The organism is Arenibacter sp. ARW7G5Y1, from assembly GCF_003201775.1.
GTDB lineage: Bacteria > Bacteroidota > Bacteroidia > Flavobacteriales > Flavobacteriaceae > Arenibacter.
The window spans coordinates 384237-404446 of record NZ_QJJZ01000002.1 but is presented as its reverse complement, the minus strand read 5'-3'; the positions used below and the strand labels follow the sequence as shown (position 1 = coordinate 404446).

General features: G+C 37.6%; 15 protein-coding genes. 13 read left to right on the top strand and 2 right to left on the bottom strand.

Annotated features, from left to right (window positions below):
- The first annotated feature begins 9 nt into the window (after positions 1 to 9).
- Positions 10 to 852: a serine hydrolase gene (locus C7972_RS04865; RefSeq protein WP_181422829.1), complete on the top strand. Its 843-nt coding sequence runs from the start codon at positions 10 to 12 to the stop codon at positions 850 to 852.
- Between the two features lie 368 nt (positions 853 to 1220).
- Positions 1221 to 2102, top strand: coding sequence for a TraB/GumN family protein (locus tag C7972_RS04860; RefSeq protein WP_110355095.1), 882 nt, complete (start codon positions 1221 to 1223; stop codon positions 2100 to 2102).
- A gap of 871 nt (positions 2103 to 2973) precedes the next feature.
- Here the strand turns inward: C7972_RS04860 and C7972_RS04855 are convergent.
- Positions 2974 to 4086, bottom strand: coding sequence for an ISAs1 family transposase (locus C7972_RS04855; RefSeq protein ID WP_375334780.1), 1113 nt, complete (start codon positions 4084 to 4086; stop codon positions 2974 to 2976).
- 276 nt (positions 4087 to 4362) lie between these two features.
- Here C7972_RS04855 and C7972_RS04850 point away from each other — a divergent pair, with 276 nt between their 5' ends.
- The 10 genes from C7972_RS04850 (at position 4363) to C7972_RS04795 (ending at position 18223) form a co-directional block, all read left to right on the top strand.
- The gene (locus tag C7972_RS04850) at positions 4363 to 4584 is read left to right on the top strand and encodes a hypothetical protein (protein WP_085496254.1); all 222 of its coding nucleotides are present in this window, start codon (positions 4363 to 4365) and stop codon (positions 4582 to 4584) included.
- 1306 nt (positions 4585 to 5890) lie between these two features.
- The gene (locus tag C7972_RS04835; protein ID WP_176225580.1) at positions 5891 to 7063 is read left to right on the top strand and encodes a BF3164 family lipoprotein; all 1173 of its coding nucleotides are present in this window, start codon (positions 5891 to 5893) and stop codon (positions 7061 to 7063) included.
- 34 nt (positions 7064 to 7097) lie between these two features.
- Positions 7098 to 7538, top strand: coding sequence for a DUF1573 domain-containing protein (locus tag C7972_RS04830; protein ID WP_085496262.1), 441 nt, complete (start codon positions 7098 to 7100; stop codon positions 7536 to 7538).
- 99 nt (positions 7539 to 7637) lie between these two features.
- On the top strand, positions 7638 to 9845 hold the full coding sequence (locus C7972_RS04825) for a hypothetical protein (RefSeq protein WP_110355093.1): 2208 nt from the start codon (positions 7638 to 7640) through the stop codon (positions 9843 to 9845).
- Positions 9846 to 10198: 353 nt separating this feature from the next.
- Entirely contained in the window at positions 10199 to 11890 is a 1692-nt protein-coding gene (locus tag C7972_RS04820; RefSeq protein ID WP_146216267.1) for an O-antigen ligase family protein, read from the top strand.
- Between the two features lie 72 nt (positions 11891 to 11962).
- Complete coding sequence (lepB, locus tag C7972_RS04815; protein WP_110355091.1) at positions 11963 to 12859, top strand: signal peptidase I; 897 nt, start codon at positions 11963 to 11965, stop codon at positions 12857 to 12859.
- Between the two features lie 189 nt (positions 12860 to 13048).
- Positions 13049 to 15778 carry a hypothetical protein gene (locus C7972_RS04810; RefSeq protein WP_110355090.1) on the top strand — a complete coding sequence of 910 codons (2730 nt, stop codon included), beginning with the start codon at positions 13049 to 13051 and terminating at the stop codon, positions 15776 to 15778.
- Between the two features lie 588 nt (positions 15779 to 16366).
- Entirely contained in the window at positions 16367 to 16831 is a 465-nt protein-coding gene (locus C7972_RS04805) for a helix-turn-helix domain-containing protein (RefSeq protein ID WP_110355089.1), read from the top strand.
- A 65-nt stretch (positions 16832 to 16896) separates the two neighbouring features.
- Positions 16897 to 17256 (top strand): transposase family protein, encoded by a 360-nt coding sequence (locus C7972_RS04800; protein ID WP_031443165.1) that lies wholly within the window; start codon positions 16897 to 16899, stop codon positions 17254 to 17256.
- A complete protein-coding gene (locus tag C7972_RS04795; protein ID WP_110355088.1) occupies positions 17237 to 18223 on the top strand; it encodes a transposase in 987 nt (328 codons plus the stop codon). Before C7972_RS04800 ends, C7972_RS04795 begins: the two co-directional genes overlap by 20 nt.
- A 296-nt stretch (positions 18224 to 18519) precedes the next feature.
- On the opposite strand, the gene C7972_RS04790 is transcribed toward C7972_RS04795, so the two are convergent.
- Complete coding sequence (locus C7972_RS04790; protein WP_093978151.1) at positions 18520 to 19089, bottom strand: recombinase family protein; 570 nt, start codon at positions 19087 to 19089, stop codon at positions 18520 to 18522.
- Positions 19090 to 19292: 203 nt separating this feature from the next.
- Between C7972_RS04790 and C7972_RS04785 the strand changes: the two genes are divergently transcribed.
- Complete coding sequence (locus C7972_RS04785; protein ID WP_110355087.1) at positions 19293 to 20153, top strand: AraC family transcriptional regulator; 861 nt, start codon at positions 19293 to 19295, stop codon at positions 20151 to 20153.
- Positions 20154 to 20210 lie beyond the last annotated feature (57 nt).

The following is a 20210-nucleotide window of genomic DNA, read 5'->3' as shown; positions in this document are numbered from 1 at the left end:
TTTTCAATATTGCCCTTAACTAAGTGTCCCAACAAATGTAGCAAGACCATACTTCAACTTCGGGAACAGGGAAAACTCGATTTAAATAAACCGATCAAGAACTATTTACCAGACTATCCGGATAAAGTAAGTCTTAGGGTAACTCCGCACCAACTTCTTAACCATACTTCTGGCATCGTTTTAATAGACACTGTTTCAAGTTTGGAAAATGCAATGAAATATGGATTGGGACTTTATTCAACACCAAACACGTCGGACGAACTTTTGAAAAGTTTTGTCAATGATTCCCTTGTTAATGAACCTGGGACAACATTCAATTACAACAATGCAGAATACATTTTACTAGGAAAAATCATTGAGGAACTTTATCAGAAAACTTTTGAACAGGTACTAAAAGAAAAGATTCTAGAGCCCTTAGGCATGACCAATTCAGGAATGGCCCAAGAAAAGAAGATTATCAAAAACTTGGCAAGTACCTATTTTACAGAAAAGAATCCAGATTCCTTGATAAACGATATTCCAATTTTTATCGAAAACTGGTATGCAGCTGGAGCAATGTATTCCTCTCCTACCGATTTACTTATTTTTTCAAACGCCTTGTTTGGACTTAAACTGATCAATAAAGAAAGTCTGGATTTAATGCTAACGCCGGGGCTTGATGACTATGGGTATGGTGTATGGGTTAGGGGGGATGGAGATGAAAAAGCAATGGAACGCTATGGAAGAATAATGGGCTCGAATGCTGTATGGATACGGTTCTTAAATAAATCAACAACAATCATTATTCTTAGCAATACCAATATGACCGATTTGGGGGAGTTTGCGACAGCACTAGAAAAAAACATCCGTTAAAAAAGCGATGATAAAAGCGGCCTTTTAGAACCGTTTGGATATTCTGGAGCATGCTGACCCCACAAGAGTTTTAATGCCAGCCCTTCCGTTTTAACCTATGTCACTTAAATAAAGCAAAGCAAAAATTTCCTTGAGTATAAACCAAAAAGCCCTAAATTGGAAGAATTAAAAAGGATCCAAAGTAAATAGCAAGGATAGCGCAAAACCGACACCGCATAGTTCAACGGTGTATCCCCAAAAAAAATTACGCCCTTGGCCTATATGTTGTGTGCCCCTTATCTACAATGGAGATGCTTTTATGTTTTAATTCTTGGTATGGAAATACAATAACCAATTACTGTATTCGTATGTTGGCGGTAATTTAAAAAATGACAAATAGAAAAATCACCATAGTACTATTTTTAATATTGACTTCAACTTTTCTGTTGGGTCAAAATGTAAATGATACGCTAAGGGTTAAAACAATTCTTTTTAAAATAACTAGCCAAAATTCCAGTAAGACATCATACCTTTTCGGAACCCATCATGCTTTTGGGAAATCATTTTTCGACTCCTTGACAAAAGCTAACCAAGCCTTGGAATCCTGTGATTTATTGATAAAAGAAAACTTAAATATACCAGGGAAAATGGCTGAGGATATTATTAATCAAAGAACAGCAGAAACCAAGTGGGATAAATATTTGGGCAAAAACGAATTGAGTTTCATTGAAAACCTCTTCGCGACAAGTCCTACTGATTTTAACAAGATGACACCCACGGAAATGTATGTTTTTCTAAACAGACATTTCAAACAACAGCTATGCTTAAACAAAAGCGTTAACGACACCTCTCTTTCCTTAGATGACTATATAAGTTTCAGGGCAACAGAACAAAATATAGAATTGTACGGGCTTGAAACGACCAAAGAACAAATAGACTTAGTTAATAAAGATGTTGAGGGAATGCCAAGAAGGTCGCACAAGAGGAGGCTTGCAAATATTATTAATAAAATTAGAACAAGAAACACTGATGAATGCAGTGAAACTGATTGGTATGCAAAAATGGAGATTGACTATCAACTGAATACAACTTGCGGAAATACTCTTATACTAACGGATAGAAACAACAAATGGATTAAGAAAATCGAGGAATTCCTTGAAACTGAAAATTGCTTTATTGCGGTTGGATTAAGCCACCTGATGTACGAATGTGGATTGATAAACCAATTAAAGGAGCTTGGATATACCATGACTCCAATAGAGGTAAAATAAAAACCATGCCAATAACTAAACCTCTCTGTGGGCAGTACTACCTGTCCCGCATATTTTGCGGGAACCAAACATGGACACCGAGTTGACTGAACCCGGATCCCCTTTTTTCCTTACAATATGGCGACCCAATTCATAATATTTCCCGGCTATTAATGCCACCCATCCCGTTTTAAATTGCGCCACTTTTTACCTAAAACAAGAAAAAAATCCCCGTTGGCGCGGGCCTGCCTTTGGCGGACAGACCCGTACCTCTAATTAACTTGGCCAGAGCGTATTTTGCTGTCCATGATAGGTAAAAAGTGCCTTGAAAAGGAGTTGCTTTAGCGCGCCAAAAAGGGGTGGACCTGGCCTATTTTTATATACGGCCTATCTATGGACTAACTATGGAGTATCTATGGACTATGACCCGTCCTGCATTTCTTTTTCCATATATACCCGGTAAACGTGGTAGAAGACCGATGATTGAAACCTGGGAATATAGCAATGCCGTATTATTTAGTGCAGTTATTTTTATAATTATTTATCCAATTGGATATGTAATCGGAAAGAATAAGTTGGAAAAAAACTCAGATAATTAAGACTCAAAAAGTATCTAATTGAAAAAGAGTACCGGAAGTAACACTAAAGCCAATAACTAAGAAGCGTTCGTGTGGCCGGTACTGCCTGTCCCGCAAATAATGCGGGAGCCAAACATAAAAACCATGTCGTCTAAACCCTAGTCCAGTAATTCTCCTGGCCTGCCAATTCATATTTATACCGTTTATCAGTGCCACCCATTCCGTTTCAATCTGTGCCACTTAAGGTAAAAAAGAAAAAATACTCCAGCTTTTGCTAGGCACATATTAAATGTAAGCTATTACCCAGGGCAAACTCACACTTTTATTCCTAATATTTTGGTCATATAGTTATTGTCATAGGCCGCTTTAAGTCTTTTGCCTTTTAAGCCTTGCTTGGTCTGTTTGTCCTGTCTCAACAGGTTTAAGGCAATTTTGCTCAGTATCGAGAAGTTTTGGGCGGCATTTCCCGCTCTTTTTCTTGATGCATCTTCCGAGAAGGCGACATCCAATACCCAATGTAATTTATTTTCAATTCCCCAATGTAGGCGTATCATTTTCTGGAAGGCCTCCGCACTGTTCTCCAAGCTTGAGATATAATATCGGGTAGCCGTTTCTTTGGATCTTGCACTATTTTTAAACTCCCTGATGCTTTCAATTTTTATGATGCTCTTTAATTTGGTCCATTTATCCGTGTTTTCTATAAAGTCAAAAGTATTGATGACACTACAGCTACGTGTCTCTATTCTACCATGGCCCAGGTCGTCATGGATATGGGTCCCGATAGCTTTGCCAAATCTAAATTCATCTTCGATATCCCGGTGCAACCGCTTTTGATTGTCCTTTACGGCCAAGATGTAATCGGCCCCTTGCCCAACATTGGTCTTGGCAATATGTTCTTGGCAACCCATGGCATCTATGGTGATTACACAGTCTTTTATGGCAATAAGCTCCAAGAGTTTTGGGATGGCGGTAATTTCGTTGGACTTCTCGCAGACCTTGACCTGGCCCAAAACCATGTTGTTGTCACTGGCCCAGGCACTTACCATATGAAAAGGGGACTTCTTTCCATTGGATCTGGCGCCTCTTAGCGTTTTGCCATCAATGGGGATAACCTCGCCATCGGTAAGATCGGCCAATCCCGATACCCAGCCCATAAAGCAGGATTCGAACTGTTCTGGATCTATTGATGAGAATACACGGTTGAAGGTGTCATCGGAAGGTATGCCATTGGGAAGATCCAGGAACGAACGTAAAAAATCCTCTTTTGCCCTGGCGTATGTTTCCATATCTTTCCATGTATCCGCGGCACAGATCACCGAAATTATACCAATAAGAAGGATATCGTCCAATCTGTGAAGCTTGTTTATATCGCTCCTGGGGTCGTCCATCTTGCTGAAAATGGACTTGAAATTGTGGATTGTTTTCAACAACAATCAATTATCAGTACAATATACAAATAATCGACCTAAAAAACAACACTTATTTACTTGAATTACATCTATTTGGATGAAATTTTATTGAAGATGTATTTATTGGAAAGTGTGAGTTTGCCCTGAGCTATTACCTAAGTTTTTTTTTCTTTTATAGTTAATATTTTATTACAAAAAAGTAAGAAATAGTGTACATTAAATAAATAATCTACTAATTTTATTAATGTGTATATACATAAGTAATTTTTATTAATCTTTTAAAAATTTTTAATTATGAAAACAAAAAATTATTTAAAATTATTAGGTGGTTTATTAGTAGCTGTTGTGATGGCGGTTAATTATGTTAACATTAATAGTAGTTCGGCAAATTCTTTTTCTGTTATAGAGGTTAAAGATGCCAAGGCATCTGGCTTTTGTGTTTACAGTGATTGGGATACATGTATTGAAGAGGGTGGTGGTGAATGGTATACACTTTATGATTTTGAAGAAATATAAAAGTCTCATGGATTATTCATTGTTTTACTTTGTACTATCATATTTGTTGTCAAGTTAAGGGGGTTCTGCTAAATTTTATTGATTTATCTCAGATGAATAGACTGTAGTTCAAAGTGTATCCAAGTATGATTTGCTTTAACGTTTTGGAGATATGTTATTTTGCCTCTTGGATTTATTATATCATAGAAGGGGAATTTGGCTTAGATTCAATTGCTATTGAAAGTTTTTGATGGGAGTTTTCCTTCGGGGGTATCCCCGAAGGAAAAATTCCCCAAAAAAGTCAAATAGTTGTGTTAAGAGCTACAAACAAATGACCTTGGAACAAAGGTCTGTTGTTGAGTGGAAGTTGAAAAACGGCCTTAAGAAGATAGATATATTCATAAAACATCCATTGCCGAGTCGTCCCTTTCCCAAGAGCAGGAAAGGAACTAGGGAAGACGGGGCGTTAACAATACCAAAGATACCGAAATAATTGTAGACGAGCGAATGAGGGAAGGACATGTGAAAAAGCGTTTTACGCCCAAGATGTAGCTTTATGAATGGGACAAGCTCTGGAATTACTAATGGTCCCTCTAAGTGATAACAAGTAGTGCACGTCTGAGGGATATAGATATGGTCTGTCGTGAGCGCATCTAAATAAGGATATGGGAGGACAAGGCTATTGGAGGTAAACTTTACAAGAGTTTGAGGAATTCTTACGTAAAATATAAACGATACTGAGAAAAGACAATAGTGGGCATACTGGGAAGGGTCGCCATAGATAAGTTCCTCTCGATTGTGGAAAACAAGAAAACTGTCGGGAACTTCAAGGAAGACCTTATCATCGAAAAGGGGCATAAGGGTGCATTTTGGACAGGTGCTCCAGCTTACTGTTAGTCGAAAATGTCGGTGGAAATGCAATCGATAAGTTCTTCAAGATCACAGTAAATGCACAAGAACTTTATAAGGAATGAATCCATATTAATCCAATGACAAAGGTAAGGAGATCTCTGGGCATATGAAAATCGCCAAGAAATCGGTTGTAATGTATTTTTCATATATCCATAAGTATCTTGGGAACGGGCATCAATGAGTATACCAACAAATTATTGAGAAAGTATTTTTCCAAGGATTCACCTTTGGGCAACGTGCAAAACAACCAAATTGGTCATGTAGTTAAATTACTTGATGACAGATCAAGGAAAAAATTGGATACGGAACACCCTAAAAAGTATTTTTTGGATGTATTCACAAAAAATCAAAACATACATATGCTAGTATAATCGACCTTGTGATGATTAATTATTTTAAGTTGCGCTTTGTTTTTATGATACGTATTTTACGAACATGTTATAGGAATATTTATAAAGGATTTTATAAGATACATCCGCCTCTACATATATACTGTTTAAAAATACTAGCAACGTGTGTTCTGTTGGGTTGTGCTAACAACTACAATAATCCGTTAAACGATTTTTCTAAAGATAATGAGATTGTACTGGTAGGTGAGGAAATCCGATTTCAAAGCGACACAATACTATTTCGGCCCCGTAAATTCGAAGTTTATGACACCTTGGCCATTTTTAATGATAATACAGGTGAGGCGGGTTTTAGTATTGTCAATTTAAAAGATGGCCGTTTAGTAGAGAAGTTTGGTTTTGCGGGCAATGGAGAATCCGAAATGAATATTAATGCAGTTTCAATGGAAAATGGTGTCGCAAACAATGATTCAGTTTTTAGTATTACCCAGGTAAACTCTCCGCATAAAATCTTTCGCTATAATTGGGACAGTTTATTAAATAAATCTGAATACAGGCCGAAACCTATTTTTTATTCAACAAAAATTACTTTTTCGAATACTTATTTCTTGAACGATTCAATTCTATTCGGTAAGTTTTTAACTTCAAATATGGATAACAAAACCTTTGGCGTTTTGAACCTCTATACAAACAAATTAACAACGGGTATTGAAGTACCCGGAAATGAAAATAATAAAACCCAAAGCGAAAAGGATTCTTTGTACTTCAAATATTTAAATATGAGAATGGATAATAGAGTAGCCTATAGACCAGGAAGCTTCCATGAATTTGCTTGTTTTTCTGGTAAAGGAGCAGTAATTCAAATAATATCGGTTGACAAAAATTATCGTTTAAAGAAAAAATATCAAAAAGTATACTATCTGCCTACTTTTAATCTTCTTGTAGGACCAAATTCAAAGAAAATTGTTGCAGGGAAGGACAGTAAAAAAGGCTTTCGCAATATTGCGGTTAGTGATAAAAATATCTTCGCCCTTTACAGTGGCCCTTTGTTGAACGACAGTGATGAAAACTTCAATATATCCGATATTGTCTTGGTTTATGATTGGGAAGGGAATCCAGTAAATAGAATTAAATTGGACAGAAAAGTGAATACAATAGCTATCGACAGAGAAAATTTCACACATTTATATGGAATGATGGACTCTAACAAATTAATTAAATATGTATTATCTGAAAACTAGTCAGTAAAAGTTAGTGACTTAATTATTTTAGAAAATGGAAAATGAATACAAAATATTGCTATGGACAATATTACTTTTTATTGGATTGACTGGATGTAATCAAAAACACAAAGACAAGAATAATGAATATAATTTGGAATTTAAGAATGTGCAAAACGATAGTGTTAAGATTGAGTTTATTACAAATACTACTATCAATATAGGTTCCGTTAAGATAGGCGATACAATTAAAAGGGTTTTTAAATATAAGAATGTAGGGCAACACCCATTTTTAATTTATAACGCAGAGGCTACTTGTGGCTGTACGGTAGCTTATTTTAATGATAGCCCTTTACCTGTTGGAAAGACTGATTCGATAATTGGCATCTTTGTAAGTGATGAACACATGAAAGGTTTTGTAAACAAAGTAGTGACTGTTAACAGTAATTCACCATTATCCCCATTTTTATTGACATTTTATGGTAGGGTGGAATGAAACTTTGGCTCTTTACAGTACTATAGAACCAATGATTGTTGGCTTGTTACATTTATTAAGCATAAGGGCTATTCCACTTCATATTCTATTTTGTTTCCAATGAGTAAAAGATTATTTGTTCTTTTGGTAAATCTACAAATATTGGTATTTTTTCTTCTCCTATTCTATAATTGTGTGGATTTAAGAAGATATCCATATCCGAAAGGTGTGCTTTCCTCTTTAGAAAAAGCGGGGGAAAATAAAATGGAATTGATTAAAGTGCTAGATCATTATAAAAAGTATCCACAAGACAGTTTAAAATATAGGGCGGCCTGTTTTCTTATATCTAATATGAAGGGTCATTTTTCATCAAAAAGGATTGAGTCCTACCCAGATTTAGTAAAAGAATCATTTAAAAAAATTGACTCGCTTACCAAAGTAATCTTCTTTCATGAGGCAGATACTTCACTTTTCCGGTTTGCAGATTATCTTCATAATATTCTAGACACAAAGGATTTCGCTCCGACAAAGGGCTTTGTAGATTCCCTGATAAAAAGAACTTACCCTGATACTGTTGACGTAAAATTCCATAGAAAAAAAGTTGTACATTTTGAGCACTTTGTAGATAGTATTGGCAAGGAATTGCTATTCAATATCCAAACGGAAAATCAAACCAACGGAATTTATCCCGATTTGAAAAATATCTCCTGCAACTGGTTGATTGACCATATTGATAATGCGTTTTCCTGTTGGAAGAAGTCCCCTTTTGCAAGGGATTTGAGTTATAACGAGTTCAAGAACACCTTGTTGACATATAGGAGCATGAATGAATCTGTGGATACATATTCCAGTTATATTAATAATTATTTTTACGGTATTGTTCATTCTAATGATTCTTTAAACCTTGCTAATACCGTGAGACGCTTAAATTTTGCCACCTATTGTCTCGATGTTTTCGAGGACAATGGCCATAAAATCGGAAATTTAGGGTTTTACGATATTTTACAGTTTTATAAGTTCGATTGCGACCGACATTCCGAATGGACAGTAAGGGTATTAAACGCATGTGGCGTTCCCGCTTATTTGGACTATACTTCGGGTTACTTTAACAGGGACAAAATACATTATGGGGTATCGGTACGGGATACTTCAGGAATTTATCACCATTATTCCCCTAAATGGCAACAGTTAGGTGATTACAGGCATCAAAACGAATTATCCAAAATGTACAGAAATATGTATGTCAAACAGAGGTGCCCAAGAACATTGGCCAGCATTAATGAATACGTCCCGAATACATTCAAAAACCCATATATGAAGGATGTAACCGAGGAATACCACAAGGTTACCACCTTTTCAGTTCCCTACAAGTTTAAGAAGGATAGTACCAATAGAAAATTGGGCTATTTGGCGATATTTAGCCCTAGAGGCTGGAAGCCCATTGCCTGGGGAGAGATTGATTATGACCGTAAAAAAATCAATTTTGAAAAAGTTCCTGTAAATGCAACTTATATTGTTGGTATCTATGATTCCAATGGGTTCATTCCAATCTCCAACCCATTACATATCGATTTCGACAGAAAGGTTATGGAAATAGCTCCCAACAACAATCCGATTACCTTACGACTTACTCGTAAATTTCCCTTGAAATACCATTTAATTGAGTTCATGAAGGATATGATTGGCTCCAAAATACAAGGGGCCAACAGCGCGGATTTTTCGGATGCAATAGACCTCTATTCCATTGGCTCATCAGACATTTTGGATTTTTCAGTGAAAGCCTTACCTATTTCGACAAAAAAGAAATTTAGGTATGTGAGGTGTATTAATAATGGTAAACCGCTTAATATTGCAACTTTTGAGGTGTTCTCTTCAGTAAATCAAAACATGAATATTGTCAAAGGGTCGGAACCTTCTATCTTGTCTGAGGAAAAATTAAGAAACGTGGATGTTGGTCTTTATACAAAATTGAATGGTAACCTTTTACCTTCAAGCCAAGATGTAGAGCGGGCCTTGGATGGCAACCTAGAAACATACGTTACAACTTTTTCCATAGGTATCGATTTTGGAAGCCCTCAGCACATTTCACAAGTAAGGTTTGCCCCCAGAAATGCCAACAATGGAATAGTGATTGGGGATAATTACGAGCTTTTATATTACGATAAGAGATGGAAAAGTGGAGGCTCCAAAATTGCAGAGTATAACTTTTTAAAATTTGAGAATGTACCCGAGAATACGATATACTGGTTAAGAAACAAGGACCACGGTAAGGAAGAATTACCCTTTGTTTATAGGGACGGTAAGCAAATATTCGTAAACGAACGTTAGTTTAACAGGTTTCGGAGTTTGTGAATATTTTTTTCATTTTACATGGACTATATGGAGATGTGGATAATTTCCGATTATTGTAATACTCACTTTCTATAAAATTTGAAAAAGCCTTAGCCCCTTGAATCCTGAAAGTTATTTTGCAAAAGGACATTGAAATGACACTTAAGATAGATTGTACCAAAATTAGAATATTAAGATTAGAACATAGTATTAACTTATTGATAGTGCTGTTGTTATTCTCTCTATACGTATTTTTGCCATCGATTGATTTCTTGCCATTTCGACGCTCCCCAGTGACCGGAAAATTTATTATATTCTTACTCGCAACCCTATTAATCGTCTGCTTATTTTTGGGAAAGCTGAAAGTTTCTGATGAATCCTTTTCTATTGGCCGGATAGATATTTCAATTCTTCTACTCGTGGTTTATATAACGTTCAATAGATATTTTTTTCAACCCACTTACGGTTTTTCAATAAGGTTCTACGAATTGCTGGGGTTGCTGGCATTGTATTTTGTGATAAAATCGCTTACACCTAAACATCATTCTTGGCTACTTATTGCGGCCATTATCGGTGCCAATATCCAAATCATTATAGGATGGTTACAATTATACGGCTTGATAGAATCTAACAGTTCGGTTTTAAAGGTAACAGGTGGTTTTTTTAACAGTGGCCCCTACAGTGGTTACTTGGTAGCCGTTTTTCCAATTGGCCTACAGTTCTTAAAGAATGGTAATTTCCTAATTGAAGATGGGAAAAAATATATTAATATACGAAAAGCAATCGTTCACTTTGCTGTTGTTTTAAACATTATTGGGTGTGTGACAATAATTCCTGCATTAAGATCGAGAGCCGCCTTTATTGTTATTTTCTTTACTGTAGGATATATCTATCGCAAGAATATTCAGTCCTTTTTTGAAAAAAACACAAAGAAAAGGGTTGTAAAGGTTTTGTTGGTTTTGGGGGCAATATGTTGCATGATTACTTCCATTATTTTTATATATAATTTTAAAAAAGGGTCAACTGAAGGGAGGTTGTTGATATTGAAAACTACTGTGGAAATGTTGAAAGATAGGCCTGTTATGGGTTTTGGCTATGACAGGTTCCATAGTAACTATATGCTTTATCAGTCAGAATATTTTGAAAAACACAATAACATAAAAATGGCGCTAAGGGCAGGGAATACAGCTTATGCCTTTAACGAACCATTACAGTTTTCCGTAGAAAATGGAATATTAGGATTGTCAATTTTGTTGCTAGTGCTATATTTTTTAATTATTAGAAGAGGGACTTTAAAAGAAAATGAACCATTGTACGAGATGGCAATGGCCGGAATTTTGTCGATAATTATCTTCTCACTATTCTCGTATCCTTCTAAAATTCTGCCTATTAAATTGGTGTTAATCCTTTACGTGGCAATTTTATCTGCAAACCAGGCTAGTTCCTTTTGCAACCGTTTTAAACCCCAAAATAAATCAAAATCAAGATCATTTTACATACTATTGATTAGTCTATCTATCTCTTGCTTACTGTTTTATAAGACACTGAAACTAGCAAAAGCTTATTATGTTTGGAATAATTCCCACGAAAATTATTTGGATAAAGATTTTAATTTGGCAGTTAAGGGTTACAGGTTAATATACCCGTTTTTTGATACCGACGGGAAGTTCCTTACCGACTATGGTCTGGCTTTATATAGTGCAAAGGATACATATGCTGCCATTAATATATTGAGCAATGCCAAGAATTATTCTAATAATTCCGTAATAGAAAATGTGTTGGGGAATTGCTATAAGGAAATAGAAGATTACAAAAATGCTGAAATATGTTATCAACGTTCCATTAATATGGTTCCAGGAAGTTTTAGGAGCCATTACTTATTGCTTAAAATGTATTCCGACAACAATCAAATGGAAAATGCTGTGAATGTTGCTAATAGAATATTGAATTTAAAGGTTACAGTTCCTTCCGAGACAACGTTTGAAATAATAAATGGAGCAAAAAATTTTCTAAAACTTCAAGGTGTGAACTATGTTGATTGATTCGACAATACCTGTTGTTTATGGTTGCGGCAGGCACAATCAATTAAAAATGAAATCATTATAACTGTAATTATGGAAAAGCGTTTGAATTTACGACTAAAGATAGCTCGCTTTTTTTTTCTTAAGCTATTAAATGTCTTATTTTGGTTTTTTTTGAGTACGATTGTTTTAAGGTTATTTTTTTTTGATGTTTTCCATATACCATGTTCTTCGATGGAGAACACCTTACAAAAAAACGATTTTATAATTGTTAGCAAGATTTTTTACGGCAGCCCCCTAGCAAAAATCTTAAAAGAGCTGAAATTTAAGCAAAAACCAAAAATAAACGATCTTTTAGTCTTCAGCGTAGGTAAAGAATCAACGATATACGTGAAGAGATGTGTTGGTCTGCCAGGTGACATAATTGAAATAAAAGACACGGATATTTTTATTAATGGGCGATACGCACACCCTCCCCGTACCTCGTGTCATTTTCGAAAGGTTTGGTACCGAAATTTTAATGACTTAAAAGAGTGTATGAATAAGGACTCAAGCAGTATTATACAGAAATATTCCGGTTACGTTATAATCAATCTTGATTTGAACCAGGAAAAATTGCTTATGGGTTGTAAAAGCGTCGATTCGATCGGGGCAATCGAGCCAGACGCCAAACATAATAACTCAATGATTCAATTCCCACCCTATTCGGAAAACAACATGGATAAATTTGTAATTCCCTACAAAGGATTAAAGATTAGCTTTGAGTCAAACAAAATAAAGGATTATCGTGATATTATGGAATGGGAAGAAGGGGGTGAAATTGGAGAAGAATGTTCTTTTTATTATGATAATAAAGAAAGTGAATTTTATATTTTCAAAAACGATTACTATTTTATGATTGGGGACAACAGAAACAAGTCTATTGACTCTAGGTCATTTGGCCCTGTTGCCCAAAAGAATATTATCGGAAAAGTAATATTCAAAATATAAAACAAGCTTTCTCTTCTTTAAGTATTTAGGTCGCTAATGTTTAAAGAGTAAATTTTTTAAAGCATTAATACCTTCCAATAGGATGGTATTTCATTTTAAATAAATTCAAATGACTAACTTAAGTACAAACTCTAGATATCTAGATATTAAAGTGTGCGTTTGGTTAGAAGTTTACTATTCGAAATAAAAATGTCAAGAAAGTTTATCATTCTGCTATTATTGTCGATTTCAACCTCCGTTTTTTCACAAGATAGGTGGTCGCCCGAAAAGATCTATTTGCAGCTTGCCTCCGAAGTGTTCGCTACCGACCAAACTATCTGGTTCAAGGCCATCGTAACCGATGCAATTTCCCACCGTTTCACGGAAATTAGCGGTGTACTTCATGTTGAATTGATTGGTCCAGACGGGAAAATCGTGTCGCGTAAATTGGTCAAGTTGTCCAAAGGGGTAGGGAGGGGGTCTTTTGAACCCGAAAAGGGCTTGCCGGAGGGCCGCTATCTGGTACAGGCCTATACCCAATGGAACAGAAACTTTGGGGATGATTTCATTTATAAGCGCTACGTGGACATTGTAGCTCCTTGGCCCTCAAACAACCCGAAATTATTGGATTCCCTAAAACTGGAGAAAGTAGGTGACGGGCGGTTCCTTTTGAGCGCTAAGGTTAGGTCAGACGCCATAGAATCGACCGGGGCCAAGCAGGTACAGGTCGCCATAGAAAGAGATAAGGGGAGCGACACCCTGCTTATAAAAAGAAATGGCCATGGAGCTTATGCATTTGAATACGAGATGCTGGAAGACCCTAGCTGGGTGACCGTGACAGTAGAGGGGCTATCCGAAACGGTCGTCCTGGATCAAAACGAGGTAGACCTGCAATTCTTTCCTGAAAGCGGTACGTTAATTGAGGGGTACAGCAACAAGATAGCGTACAAGGCCATAGGCATCGACGGCAAGGGAAGCAGGGTCCAGGGAACCGTTTTCGACGACAGGGGGAAACATATCATTGATTTTGTGTCAAACCGTTTGGGAATGGGCTATTTTTCAATTTACGCCGAAAGTTCCCGTACCTACCATGCCGAAATTCGTTCCACGAACGGACCGAAAACCATCGTAAAATTCCCTTTGCCCAAATCGGCATCCAATGGAAGTATTATCTCTGTTCAACGAACTGGCAAAAATATTTGGGCGGGGGTATACTCAAATGTCCTTTCCGGCAATGTGTATATCAAGGTCTCTTGCCGGGGGCAGGATCTTATTATGATAGAGGGTCCGTTGCGAGAGGGATATCTGTCCAAGAGCCTTTTATCGGAGGCATTGCCAGAGGGCATACTCGTCTTTACCCTGATGGACCAGAACAAAAATACCGTTGCGGAGCGGCTGTTCTTCAATGAAAAGACCGAAGACCATTTGAAGGTGGACCTGGCTACGGACAGGGAAACGTATGCACGGCGCCAACCTACCCAATTGGATATCCTTATCACGGGACAAGATTCCGTTCAGGGCCCCGTAGAATTGTCCGTTTTGGCCATCAATTCAGTACAGGGCCAGCATACGTTTGGGAACATTAAATCCTACTTTCTTTTAAGTTCGGAACTGCGGGGAACGATCGAGGATCCCGATTATTACTTTAATTCCCAGAATACCGGACGTGCCCAGGACCTCGACGCCCTTATGCTCTCCCAGGGCTGGCGCCGTTACAAATATCCTGCAAAACGCATCGAGAAGACCCTTTATTGGCCTCAGTCTCGCCTCGAGGTCAGGGGCTCGGTACAGGCCCCCGGAAGGAGCAAACTCTCTAAGGAAGGCGTGGGGCTTACCTTATCTTCCTTATCAAAGTCACCGGTCTTCTACTCAGGAACCACCGATAGTCTGGGTAACTTCAGGTTCATGATGGAGGATACCTATGGCCCACCCATGCGGGTCCTACTTACGGTAGATGATGGAAAAAAGGGGAATAAACTTGATTATAGGATCAATTTGAATAACCCAAAGCCTCCAAAAGTAACCTATGATCGTAGGCCGGCCTTTCGTCAACTGGATACCCTGATCAGAAGTGTGGCCGTGGCGGGAATGGAACGTGTCCGAACAGAAGCCATATTAGATTCCCTCTATGGGGTTACGCAACTGGACGAGGTGATTGTTACCGACAACCTCTTAAGTCCCGAGCGCAAAAAACTTTACGACAAATACGGAGAACCAGATGGGATCGTCAATGGAGATGATTTAAGGGCAAAGGAGAAAAAATGGTCCTATGGGCTATACAGTATCCTTCTTTTCAATTACGGAGATCAGGTATTTATTGAAAAATATAGCGACGGGTTTATGCTTGCGCATGTCAGAGCGGGACAGTATGGAGCCGTAAGATATCAATCCGGACGCGGTATCGTACCGGGAAATCCAAAAAAGGAGGGGACTTTATTGATCGTCGACGGTAAACCGCTTGACAAACACCAATATGGTCAGGTGTCCAATATGTCCCCCGAAATTATAGAGCGGGTAGAACTTATCCAGTACGCCAGTTCCTTTAGGAGCTTGTACCAGAGTGTTTTTCCAGAGGTAAGTCCCATGAATACGCCATCTCTTGGACATATCATTTCTGTGGTTACCAAAGGCGGTTTAGGTATCAATACTTCCATAAGGCCGACACCTGGCACCTTTAATACGTCTGTCGAGGTCTTTTCCCCGGTCATGGAATTCTACACCCCAAAATACGACAGTCCGATTCCCACCAAAGAACAAAAGCCGGATCTTAGGGCACTTATCCACTGGCAACCCCATCTGAGCACTGATAAGTCAGGAAGCGCATCGGCTCGTTTTTATAATGGAGACGTTCCGGGCGACTATATAATTGTTGTAGAGGCTATTTCAAGGGACGGGCGCGTCGGTTATGGAAAGAAGCATTATGTTGTATCAGAAAAGTGAGTTCAAATAAATGAAGTACATCACCTCGTTAAAAGAAACTGCGTTTGGTGAGACGTTAAATTCTAGTTTTTTAAAGTCCCATAAAACGAACGTAACCGTTGCACAAGCAAATAAATTATAAAAAAAACAAACTTCTATAACTCCCTTTTAAGGCAGTTTCTCTTTTTAGGTCAGCAAGTAACCGGATATTTTTGGAGGCCTTTGCAAACCAGCTTTCAACAAAACCAACACGGGCAGCCGTTGTACAAGTCCTAATTTTTAGAAAATCCAGCTTATTTAAACCGCTTTACAGGCTTTCTTTAATGCATCAGTGCCAGCCATCCCGTTTTAAATTGTACCACTTTAAAGAAAACAAATAAAATTCCCCACTGGCTCGTGCCTTCCCTTAAATTGGCTGGCCAAACACCGCTCCTGTCCAACCTCTTTGCATATTATTGACTAAAAATCCCTAAATTGGAAAAAATAAAAAGGATCCAATCCCTGTAGCAAGGATAGCGCAAAACCGAGACCGCATAGTTACATTAAAGAACTGCGCCCTTGGCTTACCTGATTTAATCCTATAATGTTAACGGTAATTTGAAAACCACAATGAAGAATAGCTTAAAGGAGCATAGAAGACTTAAAAACCTGACTCAAGAAGAGTTATCAAAGTCTTCTGGAATATCCATTAGAACTATTCAGCGAATCGAAAAAGGATTGTCAACGGGAAGTTCTCATACCCTCAAAACTTTAGCGAAAACTTTATCCATTGAAAGCTCAGATATATTTCATGATGAAGGTAACCCCAAATTATTTGTAAAAAACAACATAAAAACATTGAAACTTATGAATTTTAGTGTTTTAACAATGTTGGTAATCCCATTTGGTAATATTATTTTCCCATCAATTATATTTTTCAAGAATAGAAATGATAGAAAGATGAATACTATTGGAAAGAAAATTTTGAATTTTCAAATTTTAAGTATGTTAGCACTACCTTTTTTCCTAGTTATTCTATTCCTGTTAGCAGGAAAAGGGTATGGAGGATTTCCTATAATTTTAATAGTCTCTTAGGATCAATCCCAAAAGTTGTGTGTGAATTGAAAATAGAATAAGATCTTTGCGGAAAAACGATCGTATTGGAATTATCATTGGACCTATTAAAGTTTATACTGCCAGAAGTATTAACGACCCATTTTGACCTAGTCTCCCATAATATGCAAGAGGGTGCGCTTCATTTATATTTTGAAGAAAAAAAAGATACCCCGAAAGAGGAAAAACATCGCACTTTAATAGCCCATGGTTTTCACAAAGAGATCGTCGTCCAGGATTTTCCGTTAAGGGGAAAGTCAGTTTATCTCCACATTAAGCGCCGCCGTTGGCTGGACAAGGCCACTGGCCAAGCCGTGCAAAGAGATTGGGATCTAGTGGCACAGGGGACTCGTATGACCGTTGAGTTCGCTGCTTTTTTAAAAGTACTTGGTCAGTACCAAAGCTAATGACTGCCATACCATTGGCGGATTTTATGGGGTCAACGGCAAAAAACTACAGCGACAGTTTCGGGATTATTTAAGCGAGTTCAAACAATGGGAGGAGAGACCACATGCCAAGGAGTGGCTCATATTCCCAGAGAATATGGGACCTTATCTGTCCATTGACGAAACGGCACTCTCCAAGGGGGAACTCTACACCATAATTACCAACAAAAAGGCCAAGGGCAAAAAAGGTTCCATAGTGGCCATATTCGCCGGCACCAAGGTGGGACCGATCATTGAGCAGCTGCTAAAGATATCGGCCAAAAAAAGGGCCAAGGTCAAGGAAATTACCCTGGATATGGCCAACTCCATGAAGACCATCGCCAAACAATGCTTCCCAAAAGCAATACAGGTAACGGACAGGTTCCATGTACAGAAGCTGGCACTGGAGGCCCTTCAGGACATCCGCATCAAACATAGGTGGGACGCCATAGACCGGGAGAACCAACAGATAAAGCAGGCAAGGGCAAAGAACGGGACATTCGTCCCAAAAGAATTTAGCAATGGGGACACTAGAAAACAGCTCTTGGCCAGAAGTAGGTATCTCCTTTACAAATCGCCCAACAATTGGACACAAAACCAATCCGAAAGGAGCAAAATATTGTTCGCCCAATATCCGGATATAAAGGTGGCCTTCGACCTGGTACAGGGGCTCAGGAACATATTCAATACGGCAACTTCTATACAAACAGCATATACAAAGCTGGCACATTGGTACAAAGACGTAGAGAATACAGGCTTTAGGGCCTTCAATACTATTGCCAATACGATATCGCTCAATTATAGGTCGATCCTGAACTATTTTATAAACAGGAGTACAAATGCATCGGCGGAATCATTCAATGCAAAAATAAAAGCTTTTAGAGCGCAATTCAGAGGAGTCAAAAACGTAGAATTCTTCCTTTATAGATTGACCACAATATTTGCATAAACACAACAATTGTTCTTGATCCAATTTAACTGGAACTATTTCTGGATGATTTAATATGAATAATTTTTATTAGAAAAAAGTGACTCATAATCAAGTTGTCCCTAGTTCGAGCCCAAGCGACCATTTAATCACCTATCAGTTACAGTGAAATTATTGGAATTGTAGGCAATTCGGAAATAAGATGGGGATGCCACCTACATTTCGAAATCCTAAAATTTGACAACCATTTTGACCATTAAACTTTGTTTTAGCTGTGGACCGATTTAAAAATCCAGGGAACATGGCTTATTGATCTTTCATTTTGAAAGTTGCCTTTCCACCCTATAAAATGAACTTTTACTAATTTTAGCCTTGATACATGCCATACCAATCGCCACATCCATATGGTCGTATAGATGCTTGGCATAATGGTATTTTTCAATAGTTTCCCGTTTTGACCCAGAAGGCCTACCCAAAAGTTTATTACGTTGACGGGCATTGTTCAAGCCGACTTTTGTTCTCTCACTTATAAGGTTACGTTCGAATTCGGCAACAGCAGCAAAAATTTGAAGTAAAAATTTACCGTTTGCAGAATTAGTATTGAATTCGGGTTCGCTGAGGCTTTTAAAATGTACTCCAGATTCATTGAACCGGTCGATAAGTTGTACCATGTTTTTTAGGGAACGGAATACCCTATCATTTTTATAGGTCAAGATAGTATCCCCTTTTCTCATATACTTCAGCATTTCATTCAAGCCCTTTCTATCGTCCCGAGTTCCACTTGCTATATCCGAATAGATTATTTCGCATCCGCTATTTTTCAACAGATCTATTTGAGATTCCAATTTTTGTTCCGGGGTGGAAACCCTCGCATATCCTATTACCATATTTAGTGCCGTAAAAGGTTAATTAACGAAACTAATAAAAAAGACCAGAAATGAGACAATACCCTCCAAGATTTTTCCCTCCGTGAAAAGTGTCACGTGAATCGGCCGTTTTATGGGACTCTAAAATGGATGCCATGGCCCATATAGATAGGATATAATCATTAAATTAGTCCAATCATTACTAAGCTGAAAAACGTATCGATTTGAATAACATTCCCAAAATATCATTTCAAAGCGAAGAAGACGAAAAGGAATTCGAGCTCCTTAATGTGTCCAACTTATTTGCAAGAATAAAAGAAGGTTTGGACCATAACCCCAATTTGCCCCATAGGCTTAGCTTTTTTGCCTTGCTGATCGTTACCAATGGTGTCGGAAGTCATAAGATCGACCTGAAAGAGTATCCATTAAAAAAAGGTACGGTGTTGAAAATAGCGAAAGGACAAGTACATGCTTTTGAAGAAAATCCAAGTTATGACGGATTCCTGATTGTGTTTACGGAAGAATTTGTACTTAACTATTTTTCAAAATCGTCCATTGAGTTTATTTCCCATCTCTATAATTATCATATTTCCAAAGCTGCCGTTGATGGTATCAGTTTCAATGAGCCATTTATTAAACATCTAAAGATTGAACTGGAAACAGAAAATACCTATGCCCAAAAGAATATTGTGGCGGTAATGCTCGAATTATATTTATTAAGACTAGAGCGTCTTTCACAGACAGATGAACCTCAAAAACAAAATAAATACTATCCGCTATTTCTGGAATTCAAAAATTTGGTGGAAGAAAAGTATACCACCACGAGAAATGTAAAGGACTATGCCGATATGCTATTGGTTTCTACAAAACATTTGAATAAGATAGTCAAAGAATTCACCCTCAATACTGCCAAACATTTTGTTGATGATTTTGTGATCTTGGAAACAAAAAGAGCAATAGCAAGCACAAATGATAGTTTAAAGGAAATCGCATATACGGTGGGTTTCGACGAAGTGACAAATTTCACGAAATTCTTCAAAAAACATACCAGTACTACACCAAAGCAGTTCAAAACCGGGCTATAGCCGTTCCGCTCCTATATTTACCATTCTTTTCCGAAGATTGACCTACCAGGCTATTCA